Origin of the sequence: Agarilytica rhodophyticola, from assembly GCF_002157225.2 — a bacterium.
GTDB classification, from domain to species: Bacteria; Pseudomonadota; Gammaproteobacteria; order Pseudomonadales; family Cellvibrionaceae; genus Agarilytica; species Agarilytica rhodophyticola.
This window is the reverse complement of record NZ_CP020038.1, coordinates 2689438-2714841: the sequence shown is the minus strand read 5'-3', so window position 1 is coordinate 2714841 and position 25404 is coordinate 2689438. Positions and strand designations below refer to the sequence as shown.

Sequence of the window (25404 nt, the reverse complement as noted above, 5' to 3'; positions counted from 1 at the left end):
AGAATATTTTCCATGCCACAACAGACTTTAGCCGCCAAGATTCTACTTGCATCCAGCTCACCCTACCGAAAACAGCAACTCAAGCAGCAATTGGGGCTGGATGTAAAAACCGTAGCACCTGACATAAATGAAAGCCCACTATCGGACGAAATACCCAAACAAACTGCACTCAGACTTTCACTACTGAAAGCTCAAGCCGTTGCCTCGGTTCTTGATGAGCCTCACCTCATTATCGCTGGTGACCAAACCGCTAGTTTTGAGGGTGAACTACTGAAAAAACCAATGACACAAGACATTGCCCACAAACAGCTGCAACGTTTTAGCGGTCGCCAACTGTCATTTTTTTCCGGGGTCTGTCTGCTTCACAGCAAATCAGGAGAGCATCTGGAAACAGTGGTCGAAACACACGTTCAATTTCGTCATCTAAGTGCCGATCAAATCACGTATTATTTAGAATATGACAAGCCGTTTGACTGTGTTGGCGCCTTTAAGAACGAAAGCCTAGGCATAACATTGCTTAAAAGTATAACAAGCAATGATCCTAGTGCCCTGACGGGGCTACCCCTTATCACCTTAACTCAGATGCTACTAGAGATGGGGATTGATGTATTACAGAAATAAAATACTTCCCCAAACATAACCCCATAACAGCAGGCTAATAAGCACGGCAGCCGAGCCCATATCTTTCGCGCGGCCTGCCAACTCATGCTTCTCATAGCCGATACGATCCACAACCGCTTCGATACTGGAGTTAAGCAGCTCAATGATGAGTACTAAAATAACCGAAGCAACTAAAGCGATACGTTCCATTTTAGACACTGGCAACCAAAAAGTTGCCGGTATCAAGACTAGAGCGAAACACATTTCCTGACGGAATGCCGCTTCATATACTAAGGCGGATCGAACACCTTTATATGAATAATACGCGGCCTTTGAAACCCTGGTAAATCCTGTATTTTTTTTAATCATAGAGGAGCAATGAATATATCTTAGTCATCCATTTCGGTAATAGAACTTGTCATACCGAATTGTTGATGAATTTGTTTACACCAAGCATTTAATCGCGATGATGTTAATTCTGGTTGCTGGTCTTCATCGATACCTAGACCAACAAACAGATCCTGTTCATTAACTTTAGCTTTTGATGCGTCAAACTCATATCCCTGTGTGGGCCAATGTCCAATTATTGTAGCACCACCAGCCACTATTACATCGTGTAACATCCCCATAGCATCGAGAAAGAAATCCCCATAGCCAAATTGATCGCCTAAACCAAACAATGCTATAGTTTTATCACTAAAATCAACATCAGATACATCGTCCCAAAAGTCTTCCCAATCGGACTGTATTTGGCCAAAATCCCATGTTGGTATGCCAAAAATAATATGTTGATACTCGGCAAAGTCCAGTTGTGTTGCATCCGCAATATCTTTCACATCACAGACATCAGCACCTAATCTCTGTTGAATACGATACGCTACGGCCTCTGTATTACCTTCGTCACTTCCGAAAAATAAACCTATCTTACTCACTATCGCCTCGTCAGTTCACTCGTCTTTATGGCAAGCTTAAAATTCGCGCGCATTCTCTCAACTTCACCTCATGAACTCAAGAGTCAGGTCTTAAAACAGCCGCATAACAAAGATACTTTATATTGCCGTTTTTACTTAAAAATTGTTATTGCCGGCAACAAATGGCCGGTGAATCAGCAAAATTCATAAAATTTGATGTCAATAATCCGTCATGCTCGGCAACTGCCTCATCCTACTTTTATAACACATTGAAATCTAACACTTTTTTTTAAGGTGTTTATTTGGCACACAATTCGCTTAACGAACTACCAGACAAATACTCGTGCTCTAACAGCACTCTCGGACAAAGTGTTAGGTGTATATTTATGGTGAGATTAGCCGCTTCAAGCTTAGAAATACCATTTAAAAATCCTTCAAATGCGTCAGTGCAGGAATTGGCAAATGACAATTACCTAAAGGAACTGCGTTTTAGCTTGGCTCATAACCTTCAGGCTAGTTTGGATTTGAAAACCACGCTAGAAATGTTTGTTACCAGTATTAAAGATTTAGTGAAGGTATCGAGCCTGACGTATAACGATGAGTCTCTCAATCAAGCAATTATCGTCGGTAAACCTTGTAAGCATACTGTGGCTTACAACCTAAGTTCCGATGAAGTCCAGCTTGGCAGCCTTGAGTTTTCTCGCGGTAAACACTTTTTAGAAACGGAACTGGCCGCATTAGAAATGCTGATAGGTGCACTATTTTTTCCTTTGCGCAATGCCCTTTTGTATAGACGAGCTATTGAGTCATCCATGCAAGATGCTCTTACCAAAATTGGCAATCGCGCGGCTTTAGACATGAGTTTTGAACGCGAATTAAAATTGGCCAAAAGGCATAATCATCCTTTTGCTGTATTGCTTATTGATGTGGACTACTTTAAGCAAATAAATGATAACCGCGGCCATCTCAATGGCGACAAGACACTGCAACAGATAGTGAATTCCATTAAAAACACCTTGCGTGAGACAGATCAGGTATTCCGCTATGGTGGAGAAGAATTTGTTGCCTTATTGCAAAATACAGATAGCAGAGATGCCAAACTCATCGCCGAACGTTTGAGGATTAATGTAGCCATGTCTCCTATATCTTTAGATAAACAGGATTTATTTTGCACCATAAGTGTCGGCGTTAGTATGTTCGAAGGGGACGACACACCCAAGAGCCTTTTAGAAAAAGCCGATAAGGCTATGTACGTGGCAAAAAACACCGGTAGAAATCGCGTACAACTATGGTCTGAAAATATGGTGCAAGTGAAAAACTGCAAGCCAGCGTCCTACCTTGCATCGAGTATAACAAAATAACGTGGGCGCTCTGGCTCTTTAGGCCCTACTTAACAGGGCCTAGGATTCAGAATGGGCATAAACCCAGAATTTGTTTAGGAAGAAAGATACAACAGGAACACTAGCAACAATGATAGCCAGAGATATTCGATGATTAATCTGCAAGGTTGATTGCAAAACAAACAGCAATATTTCGCTACACAACAATGTACTAACAGAGACAATGGCGAATCGCTGGGCAACAACAATATTGACCTTCTTCTTATAAGTAAAAATACTGTGCCCATATAACGACACCAATACCGCGGTTAGATAACCGCAGATATTGGCAAGGTAGACACTGGTCAATTGCGCTTCAGATAAAAATAAGGCGACACAATAATGCACAGCTGTGGCTAGTACGCCGACGCAACCAAAAGCAAATACCTGTTTAAGAGTATTGCGATTCATCATTTTATTATCGCCATGGGGATAGCAAGGACTATTTATTAGAGCGTGAACGAAGCTTGCGCTCGTGACGCTCACGCTTATGTTTGAGTTGCGCAGAAAATTTGGGCTTGGGCGGAATCGGAAATTCAGCCGTTTTACATAAATCGACAATTTCACGATAATTCAATTCTATCCACTGGCCGACTCGTACATGAGAAGGAATAAAAATATTACCATAACGCACACGCTTCAAGCGGCTCACTCTTACATCTTGTGATTCCCATAAGCGCCTTACTTCACGATTTTTCCCTTCCATGACCACACAGTAATACCACGAATTGCTGCCTTCATCGGAGCCGGCGACAACGTCGGTAAACTTAGCCACACCATCATCGAGCAAAACGCCTTCCTTTAGCCTCTCGATCATGTCATCATCGACTTCACCTTGGATACGCACCAGATATTCGCGATCGATATTGGAGGAAGGATGCATAAGTTTATTGGCAAGCTCACCATCATTAGTGAACAACAGCAAGCCACTGGTGTTGAAGTCTAATCGACCTACAGATATCCAACGACCATTCTTGAGCTTAGGCAAGTTTTCATAGACAGTTCGACGCCCTTCAGGATCTGAACGACTACAAATTTCCCCTTCAGGTTTATTATAAAGAATGACGCGCAATGGCTGTTTATTATCAGCCCCATGAGAAACATACTTGCCATCAAAAAGAATTTTATCTTCCCCGGTTACTCGATCACCTAGGGTCGCAGGTTTGCCATTTACCGTTACTTTACCATCGACAATGGCACGCTCCATTTCTCGTCTCGAACCAAAGCCGGAACGCGCTAATACTTTCTGCAACTTCTCATTTTGCGGCGGTGTTGCCTCTGTTTCTTTGCTATCACTCATCAAGCGGGTCTCTATCATTACCACGGTCATTTACTGCATCTTTTTCTTGTGAGACCGCTTCATCATCAAGATCACTTTCCTCTTCATTATCAAAGATACTGCTACCACCGGTTTGCACGATAGTCTCGTGTTCGTAGGCTTGTGGCTCAGTGTCAAGGGTATTGGCTTGAGCAGAAGCTTCAAGCTCGTCCTCTTCTTCGTCTTCATCACCGCTTTCCATGTCAGGCTCAGGATCTCCAGTATCAGCTTCGATTTCGACATCCGCATCATCACGCTCATCATCAGCGTCAATATTGCTCAGTTCTTCCTCGTCTTTGGTATTTTGCTCGCGCTCATCGTTTTCTTGTTCAGCAATAATATCTTGCGCAGCTATTTCTTCTTCTACTATCCCCTCTTCTGACTCCTCACCCTCGGCAGTATCTACATCTTCGTCAACCGGCGTCTGATCTTCTTGCTGATCCTGTTCACTCTGTTCCCCAATAGACGTGCTATCGTCTTGTTGGCTTTCAGATACAGCTTGCTCTCCGCCATTATTATCCTCTGCTTGACCTGCCTCTTGTGATGGCACTTCCGGCAGCGCGCCTTCACCAAATTCTAAGTTTTGATTAAGGCTTTCAATATCCTTCAGCTCACCCAAGGTAGGCAACTCATCCAAGCTTTTAAGATTAAAGTAGTCAAGGAACACTTTAGTTGTGGCATAAAGGGCCGGACGCCCTGGAACATCGCGATGGCCGATAACTTTTACCCAATCACGCTCGGTCAGGGTTTTAATAATATGGGAGCTAACAGCAACGCCGCGAACTTCTTCAATGTCGCCGCGCGTAATCGGTTGGCGGTAGGCGATGAGCGCTAAGGTCTCGATCAACGCTCTGGAGTATTTCTGAGGTTTTTCATCCCACAATCGATTGACCCAGGTAGCGACATTTTCGCGCACTTGAAAACGCCATCCAGTGGCCACTTCAATCAGGCCAACACCGCGGCCTTCATAACTGGTTTTGAGTTCATTCAGAGCTTCAAGCACCTGCTCTTTTTCCGGCATCTCACTTTTTTCAAACAGTGACTGCAATTTGTGCACGGTAAGAGGTTCTCCCGCTGCAAAAATAGCGCCTTCGATGATGCTCATTAAATGTTGGTTTTGTTCACTCATAAATATTTTCTGCACTCACCCCTGTATGTCTATAGATGGCTAAGTCTATGATGATGGGCGTGTCTTACTGTGTACGTGCCTTCACGTGTATAGGCCCGAAAATTTCGGTCTGGACAATTTCTACCAGCGATTCTTTGATCAATTCCATAACAGCTAGAAAAGTGACCACCACCCCTAATCGGCCTTCACTAACCGAGAACAAGCTGACAAAAGGCACAAATTGTTGATCTTTTAGTTTATCTAGTACTTGCGACATACGCTCACGCGTAGAGAGCTTCTCCTTCTCTACGTGGTGGCTCTCATACATATCTGAACGCCGCAATACCTCAGAAAGAGCAAGTAATAGCTCGCGCATATCCACGTCCGGATCTGGCCGGGTGAGATTTCTATCTGGACCTTCGGCCTTGGCAGTATAAGTATCACGATGCTGCCTTGGTAAGGCGTCGATATCTTCTGCTGCCTGTTTAAAACGCTCATACTCTTGTAAGCGCCTGATCAACATTGCCCGCGGATCTTCTTCCTCTTCTTCTAATTCTTCTGAACGAGGCAAAAGCATACGCGACTTGATTTCCGCTAACATGGCGGCCATTACGAGATACTCTGCGGCGAGCTCAAAATGCATTTCCTTCATGATTTCCACATAACCAATGTACTGTCGAGTAATCTCAGACACATCGATTTCGAGAATATCAATATTTTGCCGCCGTATTAGATATAGTAGTAAATCCAGAGGCCCTTCAAAAGCTTCAAGAATAACTTCAAGTGCATCAGGTGGAATGTACAAGTCTTTGGGCAATTCTGTGACCGCTTTACCCTGAACAATCGCAAATGGCATTTCTGACTGCTCAGGCGAGCTATGTTCAGAGGCACTGCTCTGTGCGTTAGCCTGTGTCTGTGCATCTGCTTCAGGTAAATCATGATTCTCTTCTGCAGTCTCTGCGCTTGACTCTTGCCCACCGTCTACTGCGTCGTCTCCAGATGTCGCCTTATTCTCGTCTACACTGGGCTCATCAATCTCTGGCTCGTCAATGTCAGGCAAAATGCCATCCTCATTCTTGATAGTGTTCACAACAAAAAGCCGCGCATTATAGCGACACTTGGCCGCACTAAGCTACGCTTCATTTTCCCTGCAGTAAGTAAAGGCGATTTAATTGACAAAATCACGAATATCACCGCAGCCCTCGCGCACAATAACAGGCTCCTCTCCTGTCAAGTCGATAACACTTGTAGGCTCCATACCACAGTAACCACCATCAATGACCAGCTCCAACTGATGCTCGAGGGTTTCGCGAATATCGTAAGGATCTGTCAGAGGCGTACTATCACCAGGAAGGATTAGTGAGCTTGACATCAAAGGTTCGCCTAGCTCTTCTAACAAAGCCAAAGCAATATGGTTTTGTGGTACACGCATTCCCAAGGTCTTGCGCTTTGGGTGCATAAGCCTACGAGGCACTTCCGAAGTAGCATTTAAGATGAAAGTGTAGGGACCAGGGGTATGGCTTTTAATCAATCTAAAGGCCGTATTATCGACGCGGGCATAATTGGCAAGCTCAGATAAGTCTCTGCACATTAGAGTAAAGTTATGATGCTTGTCTAATTGCCGAATAGCCCGAATACGATCAAGAGCCATTTTATCGCCGATGTGACAGCCGAGCGCATAGGCTGAGTCTGTCGGATAGGCCACCAGGCCTCCCCGTTTAATGATATCAACCGCTTGGCTAATAAGACGCGATTGAGGATTATCTGGGTGGATACTAAAAAACTGTGCCAAAGTTTTTTCCTTATATATTTATGACGTCCCAACTCAAGGAGAGTCTTTGGTACGCGGATGTTCTATAGAAAGGTGCGCTTTATTTAGAAAACTGTTGGGTTCGCACACTGTTAATTTGGGGAGCACTGCCTTTGTCATCTGGCCTATTCCCAATAAGCCCATACTGCTTCGACATTGTCCGGCATAGGTGAAAATTTACCCAATTCCTGCCATTGCTGATCGGGCGCATGAAAATCACTGCCACAGGAAGCGAAAAGATTATATTCATTGGCAATCTTAGCAAGATCTTGTGTCACAGACTGTTGTTGCATGCCGCTGACAACTTCAAGCGCAAGCCCCCCGCTTGCTTTAAAAGCGTCAACCATAGCGCATAGCTTGGTTCGTGTCATATTGTATTTACTTGGATGCGCCAAAACTGGCACTGCACCCGATTCCCGAACGCACGCAGCCACCGCTTCTAACTGCGGCCACGCCTGCTTTATATCGCCAACCTTACCGCTGCCAAGGTATTTCTTAAATGCTTGGCGAACATTCTTACAATAGCCTTTTTCTACCATAAATGCCGCAAAGTGGGGTCGCCCAATAACGCCATCACCTGCATATTTGCGGGCCCCTTGCAAGGCATCTGGCATATCAAGAGCCGCCAGCTTGTCGGCGATTGTTTGGGCACGCTCTTGTCTTACCGCAGACTGCTCGGCCACTAATTCGACCAGCGCAGGGTGATCAGGGTCGATATTAAGGGCAACTAAATGAATACCTCTACCCTGCCATAGGCATGAGAACTCTATCCCGTGAATAAATTCTAGGCCTTCAATTTCCGCTTGCTCTCTGGCACGCTGTAAACCGATGGTTGTATCGTGGTCGGTTAACGCTAAAACATCGACATCTTGACGTTTAGCTCTCGACACCAGCGCCTCAGGGCTTAAAATACCATCCGATTGGTCGCTGTGACAGTGCAGATCATAAATACGCGGCAATACACACTACTCGAATTAAAGAATTGGATACATGACTAATAAAACCGAAAAAAAAGAAAGCATGCTGCTTAATATACTTCTCAATATTATTATCCCTACTATTATATTAACAAAATTTAGTGGTGCAGATTCGCTTGGAGTAAAAAACGGTATTATTGTCGCTTTAGCCTTCCCAATTGGTTACGGCGTGTACGATTTCACACGCGTAAAACGGGTCAATTTCTTCTCTGCCCTAGGTGTCATCAGTATTATCCTCACAGGTGGCATTAGCCTATTGGAGCTAGACCCCAAATACATTGCCATTAAAGAAGCTGCTATCCCTGCATTATTTGGTATCGCCTCGGTGGTATCACTCTATACTCGCTACCCTCTTGTTAAAACTTTTTTGTTTAATGACAAGATTATTCAGGTAGAAAAAGTAGGAGAAGCCTTAAAAACTCACGATAACGAAGAAGCATTTAATAATAGTCTGCGCAACGCCTCCCTCATGATCGCCTGCTCTTTTTTTCTTTCTTCGGCCTTAAATTATGGCTTAGCTCGTTATTTATTGGTAAGTCCTCCTGGTACTGAAGAGTTTAACGCAGAGCTTGGTCGTATGACTTTCCTCAGTTTTCCTGTTATTACCGTACCGGCAATGTCCGTACTCTTTTTCACGCTCTTCTATTTATATAAAAGTATTACCAAACTAACACAACTTTCTTTAGAAGATATCTTTGTCGACCCAGATAGCCATAAATCTTAGGGTTAGACCTACCCAGAAGGTTTAAGCACAACAATATGGCTCGATAAACTTTTCAAAAACACCAAACAAATGAAAACTAAGGTGGTGACACTCCATGCTTTATGCCATTATCAGTCAAGACATTGACAACAGCCTCGAATTAAGAAAAAGTGCACGTCCTGCGCACATCGAACGCCTGCAGCAACTGCGTGATGAAGGTCGTTTAGTACTAGCAGGGCCACACCCTGCCATTGATCACACAGATCCCGGCGAGGCAGGTTTTACTGGCAGCCTTGTGGTCGCGGAGTTTGATTCACTTGAATTAGCCCAGCAATGGGCTGATGATGATCCTTATGTGGCTGGCGGTGTATATGAACGTGTTATCGTAAAACCTTTTAAAAAAGTATTACCCTAGGCGGATATTTTTTCCAACGTTAAGAAATACATCATGAACAATCGAGTTAACTTTGTAATTGCCTTACTTTTTTTATCCCTTACCTCTGCTGTATCGGCGCAACAAACAGTTTATGTTAGCGACGTTTTATATGTACCGCTGCGCAGCGGCGCTGGGGTTGAATATCGAATTATCAATGCGGCGATGAAAAGTGGTACAGCCTTAACACGTCTGGAAGAAAGTGGTGATAAAGTCTGGTTAAAGGTGAGAACCAGTGCCGGCGTAGAAGGCTGGATTCGCAATCAATACATTACTCAAAACACGACAGCACAAATAAAGCTCGACAGAGCCAATGCTCGCCTCGCTCGTCTTGAGAAAGAAAATCAAGAACTCAAAGCATCTAACACCGACCTTACTCAAAAAAATACAAACTTATCATCCACGGCGCAGTCTGAAACACAGTCGCGCACTGAAATGAGCCGAGAGCTGGAAAAAATTAAACAACTCTCCGCCGGAGCGATAGAGTTAGATCGACGTTATCAGGATCTTCTGCAAAAATATGAGATGACACAAACACAACGAGACTCATTATTGGCAGATAATGAAAATATGAAAGACGATCAACGCTTAAGCTTCTTAATGTATGGTGCGGGAATATTGATATTAGGCATGTTGCTTGCCGTTATTTTGCCCGCGTTAAAACCTAAAAAGCGCTATTCAGAATGGAGTTAGCGCTTAAGGGCACTTACCAACAAGTAGCACTGAATGAATACCATCTATAGGATATATACCTATGCATTTTATTTTTGGCTATAAACAGCTGTTAAACGCTTTATTTATTATTTTTGCACTAAGCTGTTCGTCTTTCTCAATTGCAGAGAAAATCACAGCAGAAAAAAAAGCCAGCAGTGCTGCGCCAAAGGTTCTGCTGGAAACCTCTTCGGGCAATATTCTTATTGAGCTATTTCCTAAGCAAGCACCTCTAACCGTTGCTAACTTTCTAAAATATGTCGACGACGGCTTTTATAGTGGCACGATCTTTCACCGTGTTGTGCCAGGCTTTGTGGTGCAAGCGGGTGGCTATACCTTTGATTTTAAGAAAAAAGAAACGCGAGAGCCCATTAAAAATGAATCGGATAACAAACTGAAAAATTTGGTAGGCACATTGTCAATGGCGAGAACAGGCGTCATCGACAGTGCAACCTCTCAGTTTTTCATCAATATTGCCGACAATGACGCACTAGATTTTAGCAGCGGTAGTCACGGTTATGCGGTGTTCGGTAAAGTTATTGAAGGCTTTGAGATTGTGAAGAAGATAGAAAAGGAACCCCGTGGTTTATATCGTCAATATCCTGAAGCCCCCAATTATCCTGTTATTATTGAAAAAGCATCACGGCAATAATAATCATTGCACTAGCTGGAGTTCGTCATAAAAAAACATCATCCAATTTCGTTGAGTATTAACCTGAATAAGATTGCACTTATTCGCAATTCTCGCGATGGCAATTATCCAGATATTGAAGCCTTTGCCAAAATGGCGATAGATGCAGGCGTTCAAGGTCTAACTGTTCACCCGCGCCCGGATCAGCGTCATATTCGCCCCGGTGATGTCGACCTTCTGTCTGCGCTAGCGTCCCCTTTGTCATCTGTAGAGTTCAATGTCGAAGGTAATCCTTTTGCCCAAGCGCAAGGGTCTTATCCTGGCTTTATGGATATTGTCATCCAAAACCAACCAGACCAATGTACACTAGTACCCGATAGCAATCAGCAAAAAACCTCTGATCATGGTTTTAACTTGCATCAAGACTTTGCCAGATTGCAACCCATTGTGGAAAAGCTGAAGTCTCACGGGATTCGTGTAAGCTTATTCATGGATCCTGACCCCGAGCAAATTACTCTCGTCCATAAACTCGGCGCAGATCGCATCGAACTTTACACCGGACCATTTGCCCAGGCATACCAGGAAGATAAAGCATTAGCAGAAGACATTTTTGCCGAGCACTGCCTGGCTGCCAATACAGCACTAGATCTAGGCCTTGGTATTAATGCCGGTCACGATCTCAACTTAGATAATATGCAATTGTATAAAACGCTTCCGGGGTTACAAGAAGTTTCGATTGGTCATGCTCTAACAGTTGATGCGCTATTAATAGGGTTTGATACTGCTGTTAAGGAATACTTGCGAGTATGTCACTGAGCCATACTGCTCTTTGATTTTCCAGCCTCTCTTCTCGGTTACCGTTTATCACTTATCCGATCATGCTAATATGTTATGCCTTCTTAAGGGAGGCAATTGATTTCCAGTCACACACTTTCTGAGGCAGAGTGTCTTTTGTCATCTCGTCGCCATAATCCTCTTTAAAATGTTTTCAAGGGCACGCAATATGGCTTATTTACAACTACAATAAATAGTACATTAAGAGTGATAAAACCTATCACATAACGATAGTGCAAATGAGATAAGGCGAAAAACTAATATTCTACCGGTGTCCTAAATTAGTAAGCTATGGCAGAATGAGAGATAAGGCGTTTATTTATACTGTTAATTTTTCGACAATATTTCAAAGCACAGCTCATAAGAATTTACTCGCTAATCTTGAGAGGTTAAATCTCAAGAGATTAAAAGTTAAATGATTATGAACAAACCCTAACCTCCTAGACGCAGAGGGGCATTATTTATGCATTCGATTCTTGTCAAAGATTATATGGACGAAAACCCCCATGCCATTATGAAAGATGCCACCGTGAGGGACGCTGTCACGGTGTTGATGAAGGAACAAATTTCTGGCGCACCGGTCATCGATACACAGAAAAACTTGGTTGGCTTTGTTTCCGAGCAGGACTGCATCCAAGAAATGTTAAATGACGCATTTTACTGTGAAGGCTCACCTGACGTTACTTCGGTGATGAGTAAAGACGTTCAAACAGTTTCACCCAATACATCGATCGTAGAGATAGCCGAGCAAATGGCCAAGCGTCCGCCAAAAAATTACCCGGTCTGTGCCGATGGCAAACTTATCGGTTTAATATCTCGACGTCTCATTCTCAAAGCCTTGTTGGAAAACGACGATGACTGCTATATCCATACGTAAACCCTGACGAAAGATTCATATAAATATAAATAGATAAGGACTCATAGTTCATCTAGCCCTTCCTTTGTACAGGGAATAGATAGGTGTTTTGATTAGTGTTATCAGGCCTTAAGATGTATTATCTATTGATGTACACTGTAGATAAGAATTAGCAAACAATGCCAAGCCATTCCGATAGCCCTGAGTACCTTAAAAAAAAGAAGTTTTTCTCTCAATTGCTTACCATTTATGGGCGTAAGCCTGTGCTCGAGGCTCTTACAACAGATGGTGTCGACGTATACCGTTTACACTTATCAGATTCCAATAAAAAAGCTGCGATTATTGATGAGATTATTGCTAACGCTAAACAAAAAGATGCTGAAATTCTTTTCCATAGTAAAGATAGTTTGGCCCGAATTTCGAAAAATAAAAAACAGGATCAAGGGGTAGCTATAGATTTAAAATTATCCGGTTTCCAAAGCTTAGAAAACTTTTGCCACGAGCATAAAAAACCTTTTGAATTAATCGCCTTAGATAATATTACCACGCCACAAAACCTAGGCATGATTATCCGTTCCGTATGCGCTTCCCCGTTAACCGGACTTTTACTGCCTCAAAAAGGCTGCGCGAAGCTTGACTCTTTAGTAATAAAAGCCAGTGCAGGAACCATTTTTAAAGCTAACATCATCCGCTGCGATAGCTTGCCCCAAGCTTTACAACAATTAACCACAGTTAAAAAGGCCAGTATCATTGGCTTGGACGTCAATACTGATACTCATCTAGCTCAATTAACAAGTGAAGAGAATAAAGTTTTTGTACTCGGTAATGAAAGTGAGGGCTTATCAAAAGAAGTTAGTGCCACTTGCCATAAAAGCGTCAAAATACCCATGTCACGGGGCGTGGAGTCACTCAATGTTGCTATTACAGCGGGCTTAATCGCATTTAGGAATGTTCTTTGATACTCCATTAGCTCTTGTATGGCCATCGCCATATCACAATATTTTATGATGAACTGGCGTCGCCCTCTTCCACGTGCTGCTTAATCGACCAAAGCGTACGAGAGAATAGGAAAACAACAAATAAAGCCGCACTGGACATACTCATAAAACTGAAGATATTTTTTATGGACATATAGTTGATCAAGTACCCAGTTACCAGAGCACCGAAGGGTGCTGCACCAAATAGCATCAATTGATACACCGCCATAATACGTCCTTTCATTTCAGGCACAACTAACGATTGCAACACTAAACGACAGCGACCGGCTGAATTGCCTGCGGTTAAGCCCCACAGAAAAACTAAACTGTAAAAGCCGAAAGGCGTAGGGCCTTTAGCCAAAGCAAAACCTATTAATGTTGTATACAGAAGGCTGAACAATGCGCCTTGCCCTGGATATTCAACTAATTTAGCGCGTAGTAAAAATGTATGCGCGCAAATCATGCCAAGCACAAATAACATTTGTAACCAAGCATACTCTGAAGAAGATAAACGATAGGTGCCGGTAGCCACAACAGGAATGGCCACTAAGAAAACGCCCATATGCATATAGCCATTAAATGCAATTAGGGCCATTAACTGGCGCAAACCTGAACTGTTGATAACGTAACGCACGGCACCTGCAATATCCTGAGCGGTTTTATGTCCAGAAGTCGTATTAGCAGTTCCATCACCAATAAACTTAACCAAAGATGCAAGCACAATACAAGAAGATAAAGAAGCCACTATCTGGATGACAAGAATCCCATTAAGCCCGACAGTATCAGTTAATGCAGCCAAGGCCATACCACAACTTTGTAAACTAAATTGCGTAATACTCAATAAAGAAATGCGCTTTTGCGCAGAACTTCCCTGAATTTGAGTCACGAGTTTCTCTCTAACAGGCTGAATAAACGCCTGCCCAATACCTACAGTGATGGCGTAGATCAACAAACTGACAAAATTAGCATAACCACCTGTAAGCAACAGCAATAAACTAACAAAGCTACATGAGAGCAATAATTGTGCAGCAACCATCACTTTCGCCGGGTTTACTCTATCGGCCCAAGCACCTGCAACAAGAATAAGAAGTAAATTGGGAAATAGCACGGCAGCCTGAATCCATCCAAGTTGGCTCGAGGATAAGCCAAGCTCAACGATAGAAATCCAGGCCATCAATACCAAATGAACGCCAGTAGCGAACGCACTGGCACCATGGGACACTAAGAATCGAGATATAGGTGAAAGCAAAATCAAACCACTGTAAATTGAGTGATTATACCCTTTTTATGTGATTGATTTCACTTATTCACACCCTCATGATTAAGCCGCCATAAATATCTGCCGGCTTTATACTATTTACATTACAGCGCGAGCAGCTTGCTTGCGGGGCTGTGCTTGAAGCGCCTTAACAGAAAGCTCTTCAACAACAATAGAACTCTTGTCACAGCCATAGTATTTAAGCTTTACGCTCATATCCTGCAACTCGCCACGACCAGAGAGATCCAAGCGTCCATTCATTAAAATACTATCAGAGGCCGACGACAAACAACGATCGATCGGTATCGCATGTTTACTGTCTTGATCACGGTATTCCAAAAATAAGTACATTCTTCCACCGCGTGCAATATTGGCGCGTAACCACGTCGAAACGTCTACTTTACCAGCCCAGGAGTTTTTAAAATTCCAACCACTTGTTTTCATAAAACGAGCGGAATCCAAAGAAGAAATAAGTTGTTCTTCCATCGTATCACCACTATCTATCCAAAGTTTAAGGAGTCATATTTGTTGTTATAAAAACGCTACAAAGGATATTTTTCCTTAGGCGTCAACGCAGAAAATTAACATGTTAATTTTCGCTTCTATTTTATGAGTATGAGGTAGCTCGAAGATCAACGGTTTTGCAAAGACTTTGTTTTAATCAGAATATGTCAGTGACAGCCCAAAATCGTCACATGCATTGTAGAACAAGTTAAGTGTGGAAATGCTTACATACTTAACAAGTTTAAGTAAAATGGGCTATTTTTTCTCAAGAATGAGATTTGCTTCAAAAATATGAAAAAAGTTAAGTATTGAAAGAAAATACAGATGACAAAGCGTCTCTATCGATTTTGTTTAATGGTGAGAAGAGTTAAAGAGAGGGAAATAAAACATGCTCTCGGGCCTGTCGACCCTAGTTAAGTTTCAGCGCTTTAATACTAGTCTTAAGCTCATCAATAAGTTCCTGACGGCTTTCAAAGGCGATACGATTATACAAACGTGCAATAGCGAGCAGCTGAGGTGCCCAAGCGGGTTTATCCAAAGCTACTTTGTTGGCAAATTCAACAGGGGTCTCGTTGGGCTCAGGAACAAACCCCTTTTTCTTCAAGCGTTTGAGAAATTCGAAGTAAACGGCTTGCTCGGGATAATCAAAGCCTCTTCGCCCTTGCCAAGTGAGTCGAATAAAATATCCGACCATAAAGATTCCAATCACGGAAATAAAAAATAAGCCTATTCTCCAGGCTTGGTCACCTCCGAGCATATTTTTAAATAGGCTTTTTTGTTGATCCGCGTCATAGCCAAGCACCCATGTATGCCAAGAATAGCTTAAGGCATCAAGGCGCAACTGAAGTTTGTAAAGCCAACTACCGGCAAATAATCCACTGACCAAAGGCTTTTCATCTTCGGTCAATGATTGCTCTAGGCCCTGCTCAATACGCAGTGGAGAAACGGCTGCCGTAGGATCAACACGAATCCAACCTGAGCCTTCAAGCCAAAGCTCCGCCCAAGCATGAGCATCTGACTGCCGAACAATAATATAGTTTTCAACAGGATTGTATTCGCCTCCTTGATAACCCAAAACTACCCGCGCTGGTATACCTGCTGCGCGCATTAGCACTGAGAAGCTGCTAGCAAAATGCTCACAAAAACCTCGCTTAGAGGTAAAAAGAAAGTCATCGACACTGTCTTGTCCCAATAGCGGCGGTTGTAAGGTATAGGTAAAAGACTCTCTGTACATACTCAAAGCTCGTTCGATAACTTCCCTATCGCTTAAGCCCTCGTCACGCCATTGCTTAGCTAATGCAAGTGACTTAGGATTACCTGTTTGAGGCAAACGTAAGTTCTGAGCTTTAACGTTCTTAAATATTTCCTTCGGTGCCGCCTGATAGTCAAGGTTAGAAATCACCCGATAATTTGACCGCGAAGATACGGGTTTCGCAAAGCGCGTCAAATAATTAGGCGTAAAATACATATGACCATAGTTAGATGAGGTAAATACCGGCGCCATCAAGGTAAATATCCATTGCTGCTGATGGGGCTCCATCAACACATTGTATTCTAATAACTTGTTGTCCTTATCTTGCTCTAGCTGCCAAGATTCAGGCACGCCCCGTTGGGTGTTTCGGCGACCAAACAATTGACGCTTAGAAAGCGACCAGCTGCGACCGTCAAATTCGTCCAGCACTAGTCCACGCCAATACCACAACGACCGGCTCGGCAAGGGTGCACGACTTTCATCACTTAAAAAAGATACTCGAAAGGCGACTTCACGCGACTTACTCAGGGAGCTGAAATCCCCTGGAGACATGGTGTCGCTAAAGCCAGTTTTGCCGGTGTTCTGGGGAATAGGTACATGCCACAAGGACCCTAAACGAGGTAGAGCAACAAACAAAACCAACATCAGAGGGATACTTTGCAATAACAAAGAACCACTGGCCGATAATTGCCCTCTTAGAGGAACCGAATGTGAGCGATAGGTACAATTCCAAGCACACAACAGTAACAAAATGGACAAGCATCCATAAATGGCGATAAACATTGTTTGGAAAAATAAGAATTGGGCGGAAACAGTAATAAAGCCAACATAAATGATCAATAAAACATCGCCACGCTTACGCGCTTCAACTAATTTAAGGACAAATGACACCACCAGAAAAGCCACCAAGGGCTCAACGCCAATCACTCCGGCATAAGACCAAATCAAACCACCAATGCTGAGCGCACTTAAAATCAACTTATTGGTATTAGATGGAAAGCGCCAAGCCCCTCGATATATTTGCACTCGCCATACTAAGGCCGCCAGCCATAATACGGGTATCCAAAAAGGCAGATAAATAAACAACGGTAAGATACAAAAGGCTTGGGCAACCAGTAACCATGCTAATGCGTAACGGCTTACCCAGCGATGCTGAGCATCGCTGGCATTAGGCGGCTTATTATGCGCCTTTTTAGACGCCCACTTAAATGATGATACGTCCACAGAGTCTAAGCCCCCTCAAAACGAGCAAGAATTTCTAACACTTGGGCTTTGTGGTTCTCGCCTTTATTGGGTGTCACTTTAGCGCCTGGCACCAAGAGACCATAATTTTCGTCCTCTAAGTGAAAACGCAAGGCCCAAAAACACAGGGCCGATAACCTTAATTCCGTGTCCGCTGCATTAATATGGAAAAAGTCGAGCCATATTTCACGCGACATATTCTGGCTAAATTCCTTAGTAAATAAACCTCGCTCTCTGGCGTAAAGTTTCCACGCCACATGTTTCGGCGGGTCCCCAGGTCGATAATCGCGAAAGGCACTGAAGTCTTCGCCACCGTGCACGGGATGCTCACCGTCACCCTCATCGTCTTCTACCGCACTACTTGCTAACGGAATTTCTATGGGTTTAGGATAGACCAAAGCTTGGGCATCAAAGTTCAACCAGGTCCAACAACGTAATAATCCAAGGGGAAACTCACTTTCAATCAACAATCGTTTAGGTCTTAAAACTCCACGTCTTTTTGATTTTAGCCCCACATGAACTTTAGTGGTAGCATGGCCAGCAAACGCTATTTTTGCGCCGTTGTTCTCGTCTTCTTGCCAACGCAGGCCTATACCATCGCCAGGCCGTGCTCGGTTATTTTTAATAAAAAAGAAAAACTCTGCATTTTCACCGGCAAAAGCATTGGATGCGCCTTTGAGTTCTAACTCCATCCCGGCAAGATTTGCATAAGTATGCAGTATACAGACAACAAAAATACTCATTAACAGAAATGTTAAACCAAGAATAAGATTGTTTTGATAATTTGTCCCGAGCAACCACAAAACGACAACGAAGATTAAAAAAATTAAACCTTGTTTAGTGGGGAAGATATAGAGATTCTTGCTGGTTAAACGATGGTGGTTTTTCGCTGGGTTACGGCGATCTAACCAACGAAAAAAACGGCTTTGCCAGTATGATTTTATCGATTCTACAGCGTTGTTTAGCATGTAAGTATTAACACTGTTCCAACATCAGTTTGACTCAATAACATTAACATTTTTCAGAATAAATTCAGCTACAGTATCACCCACAGAAGTGACTTCATTTTTAGTTTGGTTTTGCACCCCACTAACACGGTGTCCTACCACGGATGGAACAACCATCTGCAAGTCTTCAGGTAATACGTATTCGCGGTCGTGAATCAACGCCCAAGCCTTAGCCGCTTGCAATAAGCCAAGGGCCCCACGGGGAGATAAACCATAACTAAAGCTTTCATGAAAGCGTGTAAAATCAACAATACGTTGTAAATAGTCTAGCAACTGCTCACTGGCTTTAATTTGCTTAACATGTTGTTGAATTTCACTCAGTTGCTCAATACTTATAATGGGTTCTAGCTGCTGTAAACGCTCTCTTGGCACTACGCCTTGGTAGAGTTGACGTTCGGTTTGTGCCGAAGGATAGCCCAGGGAAATACGCATTAAGAAGCGATCAAGTTGCGACTCTGGCAATGGATAAGTTCCCGCTTGCGAAAGGGGGTTTTGTGTGGCGATAACAAAGAAAGGCTGGGGTAAAGGACGGGTCTCCCCCTCAATAGTCACCTGCCTCTCTTCCATCGCTTCTAATAACGCACTCTGTGTTTTCGGAGTGGAGCGATTAACTTCATCGGCCAACAACACTTGTGTGAAGATAGGCCCCGGCTGAAATTCAAAGCGCGACGCTTCTCGATTAAAAATGGCCGCTCCCAAAATATCTGCGGGCAATAAGTCGCTGGTAAATTGAACACGTTCATAGCTTAAACCTAAAGCACGGGCCAAACACTGAGCCAGAGTGGTTTTCCCCATTCCAGGCAAATCTTCTATTAGTAAATGTCCTTTGGCAAACAGACAGGCTAGCGCTAATTTAACATGTTGTTCTTTTCCAAGTAGTACCGTACCGACACCGTCGATAATCTCTTTAATCACCTGACTCATAGGGTTCCCACGATAAAATTACGACTTTACGTAATAATGATTTGTTATGCCTGCCCAAAAAACAGATCTAAGCCAATATCTTATGATAGACATACTTTAGACTAGATGTGTAACACAGATTTAACGACATGAATATGGAATATCAATATAGCCCTGAGGTACTTATATTATTAGCACGCTATTTAGGCCTTGATAACGTTACAATATCACCAAATGATGCATATTCATTTGCTCCCAAACGACTCAGAGGTTTAACCTTACTTGCATCAACTTTAATACGGTCTTTTTCATCCATAGAAACGACCTGTTCATCCACATGAACCTTTTCGATTTCACAGAAAATAAGACCTTGTCGATGGGGGCCAATCTCTTTTTCATCATAAAAACGGCAAAGCATTGCAATCTTGCAGCAAGTCAAACGAGGCAGCTGCCAGTTATCATTATAGCTCAGTTGCAAACCCGCACGTGCGACTTCCGAATCACCATGAGCTAAGGTCGCCGCTGTTTGTGACACCAAAGCAGCATCTTCATCGCTGGCGATATGAATCACAGCAGCACGCCCTTCCCGTAAGTTTGTGCGTGTATCTTTTAACTCTGCAGACGACTTATTGCCAATAGATAAAATCACTAGAGGCGGCTCACTGCTAATGGCATTAAAATAGGAGTATGGCGCTAAGTTATATGCTGATAGTGGCTTATCTTGCAATGACACATGTTCACTATCGAGACCATTGTCAGTTAATACCCATGCCACCGGACGTGGCACAATGACTTGGGTCATCACATGGTAACGCTGGCTGGCTGATAGTTCAGAGAAATTAATATCCATTATAAAAGTGCCAACCCCCGATCAATATCATCTTTAATATCATCAATATTTTCAATGCCGACAGCAATACGAATGAGATTATCGGTGATTTTTGCCGCCTTTTTATCGTCATCACTTAGCCTTCCATGGGTGGTAGTAGCAGGATGGATTATGGTGGTTTTAACATCGCCTAAATTGGCCGTTACCGATAATATCTTAGTGGAGTCGATTACCTTCCAAGCCGCTTCTTTACCACCTGTCACTTGAAATGATAGCACGCCGCCAAATGCCGTCTGCTGTTGTTTGGCCAGTTCATGGCCTGGATGGGAAGGCAGACCAGCATAGTAAACATGTTCAACTTTGGGGTGTTGTTCTAGCCACTGAGCTAAAGCCAAGGCATTGCTCGAGTGCGCTTCCATACGCAGACGTAAAGTCTCTAGCCCTTTTAAGAATACCCAGGCATTGAAGGGACTCATGGTAGGGCCACAGGTGCGGATAAAGCCCAAAACCTCATTTAGCGGCTCTTTTTTACCCACAACAGCGCCACCGAGACAACGCCCCTGCCCATCTAAATATTTGGTCGCTGAATGAATAACTATATCGGCTCCTAAAGCCAGCGGCTTTTGCAATGCAGGAGTACAAAAACAGTTGTCCACTACCAGCAAGCAATTGTGAGCTTGAGCTAATTCGGCTAATTTAGGAATATTGGCAACTTCGCAAATGGGGTTGGAAGGTGTTTCTAAAAACAATAGCTTAGTGGACGCTTGAATGTGAGCTTGCCACGCAGAAAGATCTGTCAGAGGCACCAAATCCACACTGACGCCAAATTTTTCTAGATATTTTGTGAACAACACTGTGGTCGTACCAAAGACACTGCGAGAACAGACAACATGATCGCCACTTTTCAGTAAAGCCATACAAGTGCTAAGTATGGCGGCCATACCAGAGGCAGTCCCTACCGCTGCCTCACCCCCTTCTAATGCGGCGATACGATCTTGGAATGTTCTTACCGTTGGGTTGGTATAGCGGGAGTACACATTACCATCTTCATCACCTGAAAAGCGCGCCGCCGCTTGTGCGGCAGAATCAAAGACATAACTTGAAGTGGTATAGATAGGTTCGCCATGCTCACCTTCGTGAGAGCGCACCTGGCCCGCTCTCACCGCTAAGGTATCGAGATGAGCCTTTGCTAAAGGGTCTAATTCGTCGTTCACAATAATCCTTAGGTCGTTAGTCGTCGTTTTGTATTCCCACCATGGCATTGGAGCTTTCAGCTAAAGCTTTTTCCATAGTTGTCTTCATATGATCAGAGCGTCTGTCTTCTAGTTTTTTAAGATAGTCTTCATTAACATCACCGGTAATATATTCGCCATCAAATACCGAACAGTCGAAGCTTGGAATATCAGGATTACCTTCCGAAGAAGCCGCCACCAAGTCCTCTAGGTCTTGGTAGACCAACCAATCTGCACCGATTTCTTGCCTAATTTCTTCCACTGTACGGCCGTGGCCCACCAGCTCCTGTCGCGAAGGCATATCAATGCCATAGACATGTTGAAATTTAACCATGGGAGAGGCTGAAGCAAAGTAGACTTTCGCTGCCCCCGCATCTCGTGCCATTTCGATAATTTGTTTACAGGTGGTGCCACGCACAATGGAGTCATCCACAAGTAACACGTTTTTACCACGAAACTCTAGGTCAATGGTATTAAGCTTTTGGCGTACAGATTTTCGTCGTTGCTGTTGCCCAGGCATAATAAAAGTGCGGCCAATATAGCGATTTTTAACAAGCCCCTCACGAAACTTTACCCCCAAGTCATAAGCTAAACTCTGCCCTGCCACTCGGCTGCTATCGGGAATGGGGATCACCACATCAATATCATTGTCCGGACGTTCTCTAAGTATTTTTTCAGCGAGTTTCTCACCTTGGCGCAGCCGCGCCTTATAGACAGAAACGCCATCCATAATACTGTCTGGACGAGCGAAATAGACATGCTCAAAAATACATGGGTGCAAGCTAGGTTTGTCAGCGCATTGGTGAGTGTGCAACTCACCGTCAACAGTAACATAAACACCTTCACCAGGAGCCACATCGCTGATCAACTTATAGCCTAAGACATTCAATGCCACACTTTCTGAGGCGACCATGTACTCCCTACCTTTTTCGGTCTCTCGTACACCGTAGACCAAGGGTCGAAGGCCATTGGGATCGCGAAATGCGACAATACCGTAGTTAGCAATCATAGCCACCGCAGCGTAACCGCCAGAAACACGCTTATGCACGCCTTCGATAGCTTTAAAAATATCTTTAGCACTGGGCTTTAATTGGCCTTGTTGCTGCAATTCGTGAGCAAAGACATTGAGTAACAACTCAGAATCAGAATCCGTATTAAGGTGGCGCAAATCCGCCTTAAACAAGTCCTCACTGAGCTGTTGCGTATTTGTGAGGTTACCATTATGGGCGAGCGCTATTCCGTAAGGTGAATTAACATAGAACGGCTGGGCAAGAGCAGGTCCGGAGCTACCGGCTGTGGGGTAGCGCACGTGGCCAATGCCAATATTGCCCACTAAGCGATGCATATGACGAGTGCGAAAAACATCTTTCACCAAGCCCACCGCTTTTTGCTGAGCAAGCTTGCCATTATGACATGTCATAATTCCTGCGGCGTCCTGCCCCCGGTGTTGTAATATCGTCAAGCCATCATATAGCGACGTATTAACATTACTTTTTCCAACAATACCGACTATTCCGCACATTTTAAAAAAAGCCTCAATAAAACTGCATCCGCAGGCAAAAAACCTCGTTGCGTAGTATGAAAATTACAATTAACTGCAGACTAAAGCCTAATACAACATCAGTTAAATAATCCGCCCACAAGACGAATAAATTCTTTTGCAGCTGCCCGGCTCCAGTCTTCAAATTCTAATAAGTGAGGGATGAGAACCGACTGCTGCCACCAATGGTCTTGATCGATGGCGACCATTCCCGGTACTAGTAACAAAATTGCCATCACTACAACGAAGCCTCGTATAAAACCAAACATCATGCCAAACAAGCGATCGGTACCTGACAAACCGGTCATACGAACCACTTCACCTATTAAATAATTGACCATTGCGCCAACAATAAGAGTCGCTGCAAATAATATAGCGAACGCCACCATATCACGTACGGAAGGTGTCGTTATTTGAGATTCAAGCATGGAGGATAATGCATCGCGAAAAGTCATCGCGACAAAGAAAGCAAGCACCCAGTTTGCCATTGAAAGGGCTTCTTTAACAAAGCCTCGTTTAAGGCTGATAAGGCTTGAAACCGTTAAAATACCAATGATTGCCCAGTCTGCCCAATTCATATTTTATGCAATTTTCATGTGCCATGGCGGAAGAAGACGCGATTCTACCAGAGCCTTCGTCGCTTTCGATACTCTTGTTACGAAATTTGTTACAACATTTTATTTTTTTGCTCGTGATTAGTGTGAATAAAACATCAGAGGTTCACAATAATGCACTTTTTTACATTAACAAAAGCCAAACTACTAGCTCAGTTCGATGTTTTTATGAGTCAAATTTACCAACCATTTTTTGCTGATAATCCTCATACGGGCGGGTATAAACTTAATCGCTTCTTCTAAAAACATCAGACTATAAATCCATAGAAAACTAAAATTGCCAAAGCTTACAGCTAAGGCAAAGATGGGCAAGCCAATCCCCCACATCACACTGACATCCAGCATCAGGCAAAACCTATTGTCGCCGCCGGCGCGCAAGATGCCAGCCAATCTCAGAAGGTTAAGTATTTTCAAACCAATACCAACGCAAAATATTGTCAATACGCCGCTGAGTAATTGTTGAGTACTGCTGTCCAAATTTGCATACATGGCAACCACATAATCAATAGACAGCCACAAAAGCAAACTCATGCCAAGCCCTAGGCCAATGGCAAGACGCTCAAAGAAGTGAAATAAATCCCAAGCATAATCCAAGCGATCAGCACCTAGTGACTGTCCAATCATGATGCTGGAGGCATTAGCAAGGCCGAGAAATACCGACAAAAAGCACAGCTCGATTGGCACCATCACCCCCATTACGGCCAGAGCATCGGTACCAGTAAAGCCTGTCAACACGTGATACACCGTGTTGCCAATTGCCCACAACATATGATTACCAATCACCGGCAAGGCAAACACCACAAAAACATGAAGTTGCGGCCAATCAAAGACTTGCTTGAACTTTGCCAATGAAATAGCGAAGTGATGTCGTGTGCGGTATATCCACACCACCATAATGGTAAATTGGATACTGCGAGAAATCAGGGTTCCCCAGGCTGCGCCACTCACTCCTAACTCAGGAAATCCCAGAGCGCCAAAAATAAGCAGGTAATTGAGGCAAACATTGATAGCAACTGCGATAGTTGCTGCAATAAGCGGAAAAGTAGTGTTACCCAGAGACCTTAACCCACTCTCATAAATCGATATGATTTGGGTAATAATAAGAATCGGCGCAGTTATTTTCATATATTGCGCGGCAATGACACTGACCTCTGGGTCAGCAGTAATCCAGCTCATCCACACATCGGCTGTTAATAAACACAAAAAGCTTAGAGGCAACATTACCCAACTACCTAATATCAGCGCCTTAGCGATTACTTTTTGGTATTCTTCGGTTTTATTGGCTCCGTAATACTGTGCCACTAAAACTGCGGCACTGGCGGACAAGCCCACCATGGACACATAGAGCAAGAAATGAATTTTGGTCGCTAAGCCTACCGCTGCAATAGCCGTATCGCCCAGTACACCTACCATCAGCACATCGGCCATTCCCAGCATCGACTGCAGCAGCGTCTGCAATGCAACAGGTAAAGCTAGCATCAATATGCGTTTTATGAATGTTCGATCTAAAATAACACGAGTATGCAAACTTTACCCATTTGTAGTTTCGCTAAGGATGGAGGGGTCGATTGAAGTGTCTAGCATTATAAGTAAAACCAAGGCCCCATTAATACTAATTTAATTATCCCTGTCAGCCAAAGAGTCGAGCACGTGATTTTATTAGTATTACCAGGCCCTAACTTTCTAGACTACACTTATTATTAATGTGGCCAGCACTTATGGCTTCGATAATATAGACCATATTTAGGGTCTGTTAACACTAAAGGGCCATTCAT

Annotated in this window: 27 protein-coding genes; 9 read left to right on the top strand and 18 right to left on the bottom strand. The window is 43.6% G+C overall.

Annotated features, from left to right (window positions below):
- Positions 1–12 precede the first annotated feature (12 nt).
- Entirely contained in the window at positions 13–621 is a 609-nt protein-coding gene (locus BVC89_RS11515; protein ID WP_086931327.1) for a Maf family protein, read from the top strand.
- Here BVC89_RS11515 and BVC89_RS11510 read toward each other — a convergent pair.
- Together BVC89_RS11510 and BVC89_RS11505 are read right to left on the bottom strand one after the other, a co-directional pair.
- On the bottom strand, positions 610–969 hold the full coding sequence (locus BVC89_RS11510) for a diacylglycerol kinase (protein WP_086931326.1): 360 nt from the start codon (positions 967–969) through the stop codon (positions 610–612). The two genes, BVC89_RS11515 and BVC89_RS11510, sit on opposite strands and share 12 nt — an antisense overlap.
- 20 nt (positions 970–989) lie before the next feature.
- Positions 990–1532 carry a flavodoxin gene (locus BVC89_RS11505; protein WP_086931325.1) on the bottom strand — a complete coding sequence of 181 codons (543 nt, stop codon included), beginning with the start codon at positions 1530–1532 and terminating at the stop codon, positions 990–992.
- A 365-nt stretch (positions 1533–1897) separates the two neighbouring features.
- On the opposite strand from BVC89_RS11505, the gene BVC89_RS11500 reads away from it, so the two are divergent.
- Positions 1898–2872: a GGDEF domain-containing protein gene (locus tag BVC89_RS11500; RefSeq protein ID WP_086931324.1), complete on the top strand. Its 975-nt coding sequence runs from the start codon at positions 1898–1900 to the stop codon at positions 2870–2872.
- A 39-nt stretch (positions 2873–2911) separates the two neighbouring features.
- On the opposite strand, the gene BVC89_RS11495 is transcribed toward BVC89_RS11500, so the two are convergent.
- The 6 genes from BVC89_RS11495 to BVC89_RS11470 form a co-directional block, all read right to left on the bottom strand.
- On the bottom strand, positions 2912–3304 hold the full coding sequence (locus BVC89_RS11495; RefSeq protein ID WP_086931323.1) for a GtrA family protein: 393 nt from the start codon (positions 3302–3304) through the stop codon (positions 2912–2914).
- Positions 3305–3332: 28 nt separating this feature from the next.
- The gene (gene rluB / locus BVC89_RS11490; RefSeq protein WP_086931322.1) at positions 3333–4190 is read right to left on the bottom strand and encodes a 23S rRNA pseudouridine(2605) synthase RluB; all 858 of its coding nucleotides are present in this window, start codon (positions 4188–4190) and stop codon (positions 3333–3335) included.
- Positions 4183–5337, bottom strand: coding sequence for an SMC-Scp complex subunit ScpB (scpB, locus tag BVC89_RS29680; RefSeq protein ID WP_086931321.1), 1155 nt, complete (start codon positions 5335–5337; stop codon positions 4183–4185). Before scpB ends, rluB begins: the two co-directional genes overlap by 8 nt.
- Before the next feature lie 64 nt (positions 5338–5401).
- Complete coding sequence (locus tag BVC89_RS11480; protein WP_245929422.1) at positions 5402–6397, bottom strand: segregation and condensation protein A; 996 nt, start codon at positions 6395–6397, stop codon at positions 5402–5404.
- An 87-nt stretch (positions 6398–6484) separates the two neighbouring features.
- On the bottom strand, positions 6485–7108 hold the full coding sequence (locus tag BVC89_RS11475) for an L-threonylcarbamoyladenylate synthase (RefSeq protein WP_086931320.1): 624 nt from the start codon (positions 7106–7108) through the stop codon (positions 6485–6487).
- A 143-nt stretch (positions 7109–7251) separates the two neighbouring features.
- Positions 7252–8085: a PHP domain-containing protein gene (locus tag BVC89_RS11470; RefSeq protein ID WP_086931319.1), complete on the bottom strand. Its 834-nt coding sequence runs from the start codon at positions 8083–8085 to the stop codon at positions 7252–7254.
- 31 nt (positions 8086–8116) lie between these two features.
- On the opposite strand from BVC89_RS11470, the gene BVC89_RS11465 reads away from it, so the two are divergent.
- The 7 genes from BVC89_RS11465 to BVC89_RS11435 all read left to right on the top strand — a co-directional run bounded on the left by BVC89_RS11465 (position 8117) and on the right by BVC89_RS11435 (position 13230).
- Positions 8117–8827, top strand: a complete 711-nt coding sequence (locus tag BVC89_RS11465) for a VC0807 family protein (protein ID WP_086931318.1) — start codon at positions 8117–8119, stop codon at positions 8825–8827.
- 94 nt (positions 8828–8921) lie between these two features.
- Positions 8922–9221 (top strand): YciI family protein, encoded by a 300-nt coding sequence (locus tag BVC89_RS11460; protein WP_086931317.1) that lies wholly within the window; start codon positions 8922–8924, stop codon positions 9219–9221.
- A gap of 33 nt (positions 9222–9254) precedes the next feature.
- Positions 9255–9932 carry a TIGR04211 family SH3 domain-containing protein gene (locus BVC89_RS11455; protein WP_086931316.1) on the top strand — a complete coding sequence of 226 codons (678 nt, stop codon included), beginning with the start codon at positions 9255–9257 and terminating at the stop codon, positions 9930–9932.
- A gap of 61 nt (positions 9933–9993) precedes the next feature.
- A complete protein-coding gene (locus BVC89_RS11450) occupies positions 9994–10602 on the top strand; it encodes a peptidylprolyl isomerase (protein WP_086931315.1) in 609 nt (202 codons plus the stop codon).
- Positions 10603–10647: 45 nt separating this feature from the next.
- Positions 10648–11397 carry a pyridoxine 5'-phosphate synthase gene (locus tag BVC89_RS11445; RefSeq protein ID WP_086931314.1) on the top strand — a complete coding sequence of 250 codons (750 nt, stop codon included), beginning with the start codon at positions 10648–10650 and terminating at the stop codon, positions 11395–11397.
- A gap of 481 nt (positions 11398–11878) precedes the next feature.
- Entirely contained in the window at positions 11879–12292 is a 414-nt protein-coding gene (locus BVC89_RS11440) for a CBS domain-containing protein (protein WP_086931313.1), read from the top strand.
- Positions 12293–12450: 158 nt separating this feature from the next.
- Positions 12451–13230: a TrmH family RNA methyltransferase gene (locus tag BVC89_RS11435; RefSeq protein ID WP_086931312.1), complete on the top strand. Its 780-nt coding sequence runs from the start codon at positions 12451–12453 to the stop codon at positions 13228–13230.
- A 43-nt stretch (positions 13231–13273) separates the two neighbouring features.
- Here BVC89_RS11435 and BVC89_RS11430 read toward each other — a convergent pair whose 3' ends face one another.
- From BVC89_RS11430 to BVC89_RS11385, 10 genes are all read right to left on the bottom strand, one after another.
- A complete protein-coding gene (locus BVC89_RS11430) occupies positions 13274–14497 on the bottom strand; it encodes an MFS transporter (protein ID WP_158657885.1) in 1224 nt (407 codons plus the stop codon).
- A 108-nt stretch (positions 14498–14605) separates the two neighbouring features.
- Positions 14606–14992, bottom strand: coding sequence for a hypothetical protein (locus tag BVC89_RS11425; RefSeq protein ID WP_086931310.1), 387 nt, complete (start codon positions 14990–14992; stop codon positions 14606–14608).
- A gap of 427 nt (positions 14993–15419) precedes the next feature.
- Positions 15420–17486, bottom strand: coding sequence for a transglutaminase TgpA family protein (locus tag BVC89_RS11420; protein WP_086931309.1), 2067 nt, complete (start codon positions 17484–17486; stop codon positions 15420–15422).
- A gap of 5 nt (positions 17487–17491) precedes the next feature.
- Positions 17492–18472 carry a DUF58 domain-containing protein gene (locus tag BVC89_RS11415; RefSeq protein ID WP_086931308.1) on the bottom strand — a complete coding sequence of 327 codons (981 nt, stop codon included), beginning with the start codon at positions 18470–18472 and terminating at the stop codon, positions 17492–17494.
- A gap of 24 nt (positions 18473–18496) precedes the next feature.
- Positions 18497–19435: an AAA family ATPase gene (locus tag BVC89_RS11410; protein WP_086931307.1), complete on the bottom strand. Its 939-nt coding sequence runs from the start codon at positions 19433–19435 to the stop codon at positions 18497–18499.
- A 178-nt stretch (positions 19436–19613) separates the two neighbouring features.
- Positions 19614–20264 carry a flavin reductase family protein gene (locus BVC89_RS11405; RefSeq protein ID WP_086931306.1) on the bottom strand — a complete coding sequence of 217 codons (651 nt, stop codon included), beginning with the start codon at positions 20262–20264 and terminating at the stop codon, positions 19614–19616.
- Positions 20264–21457 carry an O-succinylhomoserine sulfhydrylase gene (locus BVC89_RS11400; RefSeq protein ID WP_425428376.1) on the bottom strand — a complete coding sequence of 398 codons (1194 nt, stop codon included), beginning with the start codon at positions 21455–21457 and terminating at the stop codon, positions 20264–20266. Before BVC89_RS11400 ends, BVC89_RS11405 begins: the two co-directional genes overlap by 1 nt.
- A gap of 16 nt (positions 21458–21473) precedes the next feature.
- Positions 21474–22997 carry an amidophosphoribosyltransferase gene (purF, locus tag BVC89_RS11395; RefSeq protein ID WP_086931304.1) on the bottom strand — a complete coding sequence of 508 codons (1524 nt, stop codon included), beginning with the start codon at positions 22995–22997 and terminating at the stop codon, positions 21474–21476.
- 98 nt (positions 22998–23095) lie between these two features.
- On the bottom strand, positions 23096–23593 hold the full coding sequence (locus tag BVC89_RS11390; RefSeq protein WP_086931303.1) for a CvpA family protein: 498 nt from the start codon (positions 23591–23593) through the stop codon (positions 23096–23098).
- A 183-nt stretch (positions 23594–23776) separates the two neighbouring features.
- The gene (locus tag BVC89_RS11385; RefSeq protein WP_245929379.1) at positions 23777–25156 is read right to left on the bottom strand and encodes an MATE family efflux transporter; all 1380 of its coding nucleotides are present in this window, start codon (positions 25154–25156) and stop codon (positions 23777–23779) included.
- Positions 25157–25404: the final 248 nt, after the last annotated feature.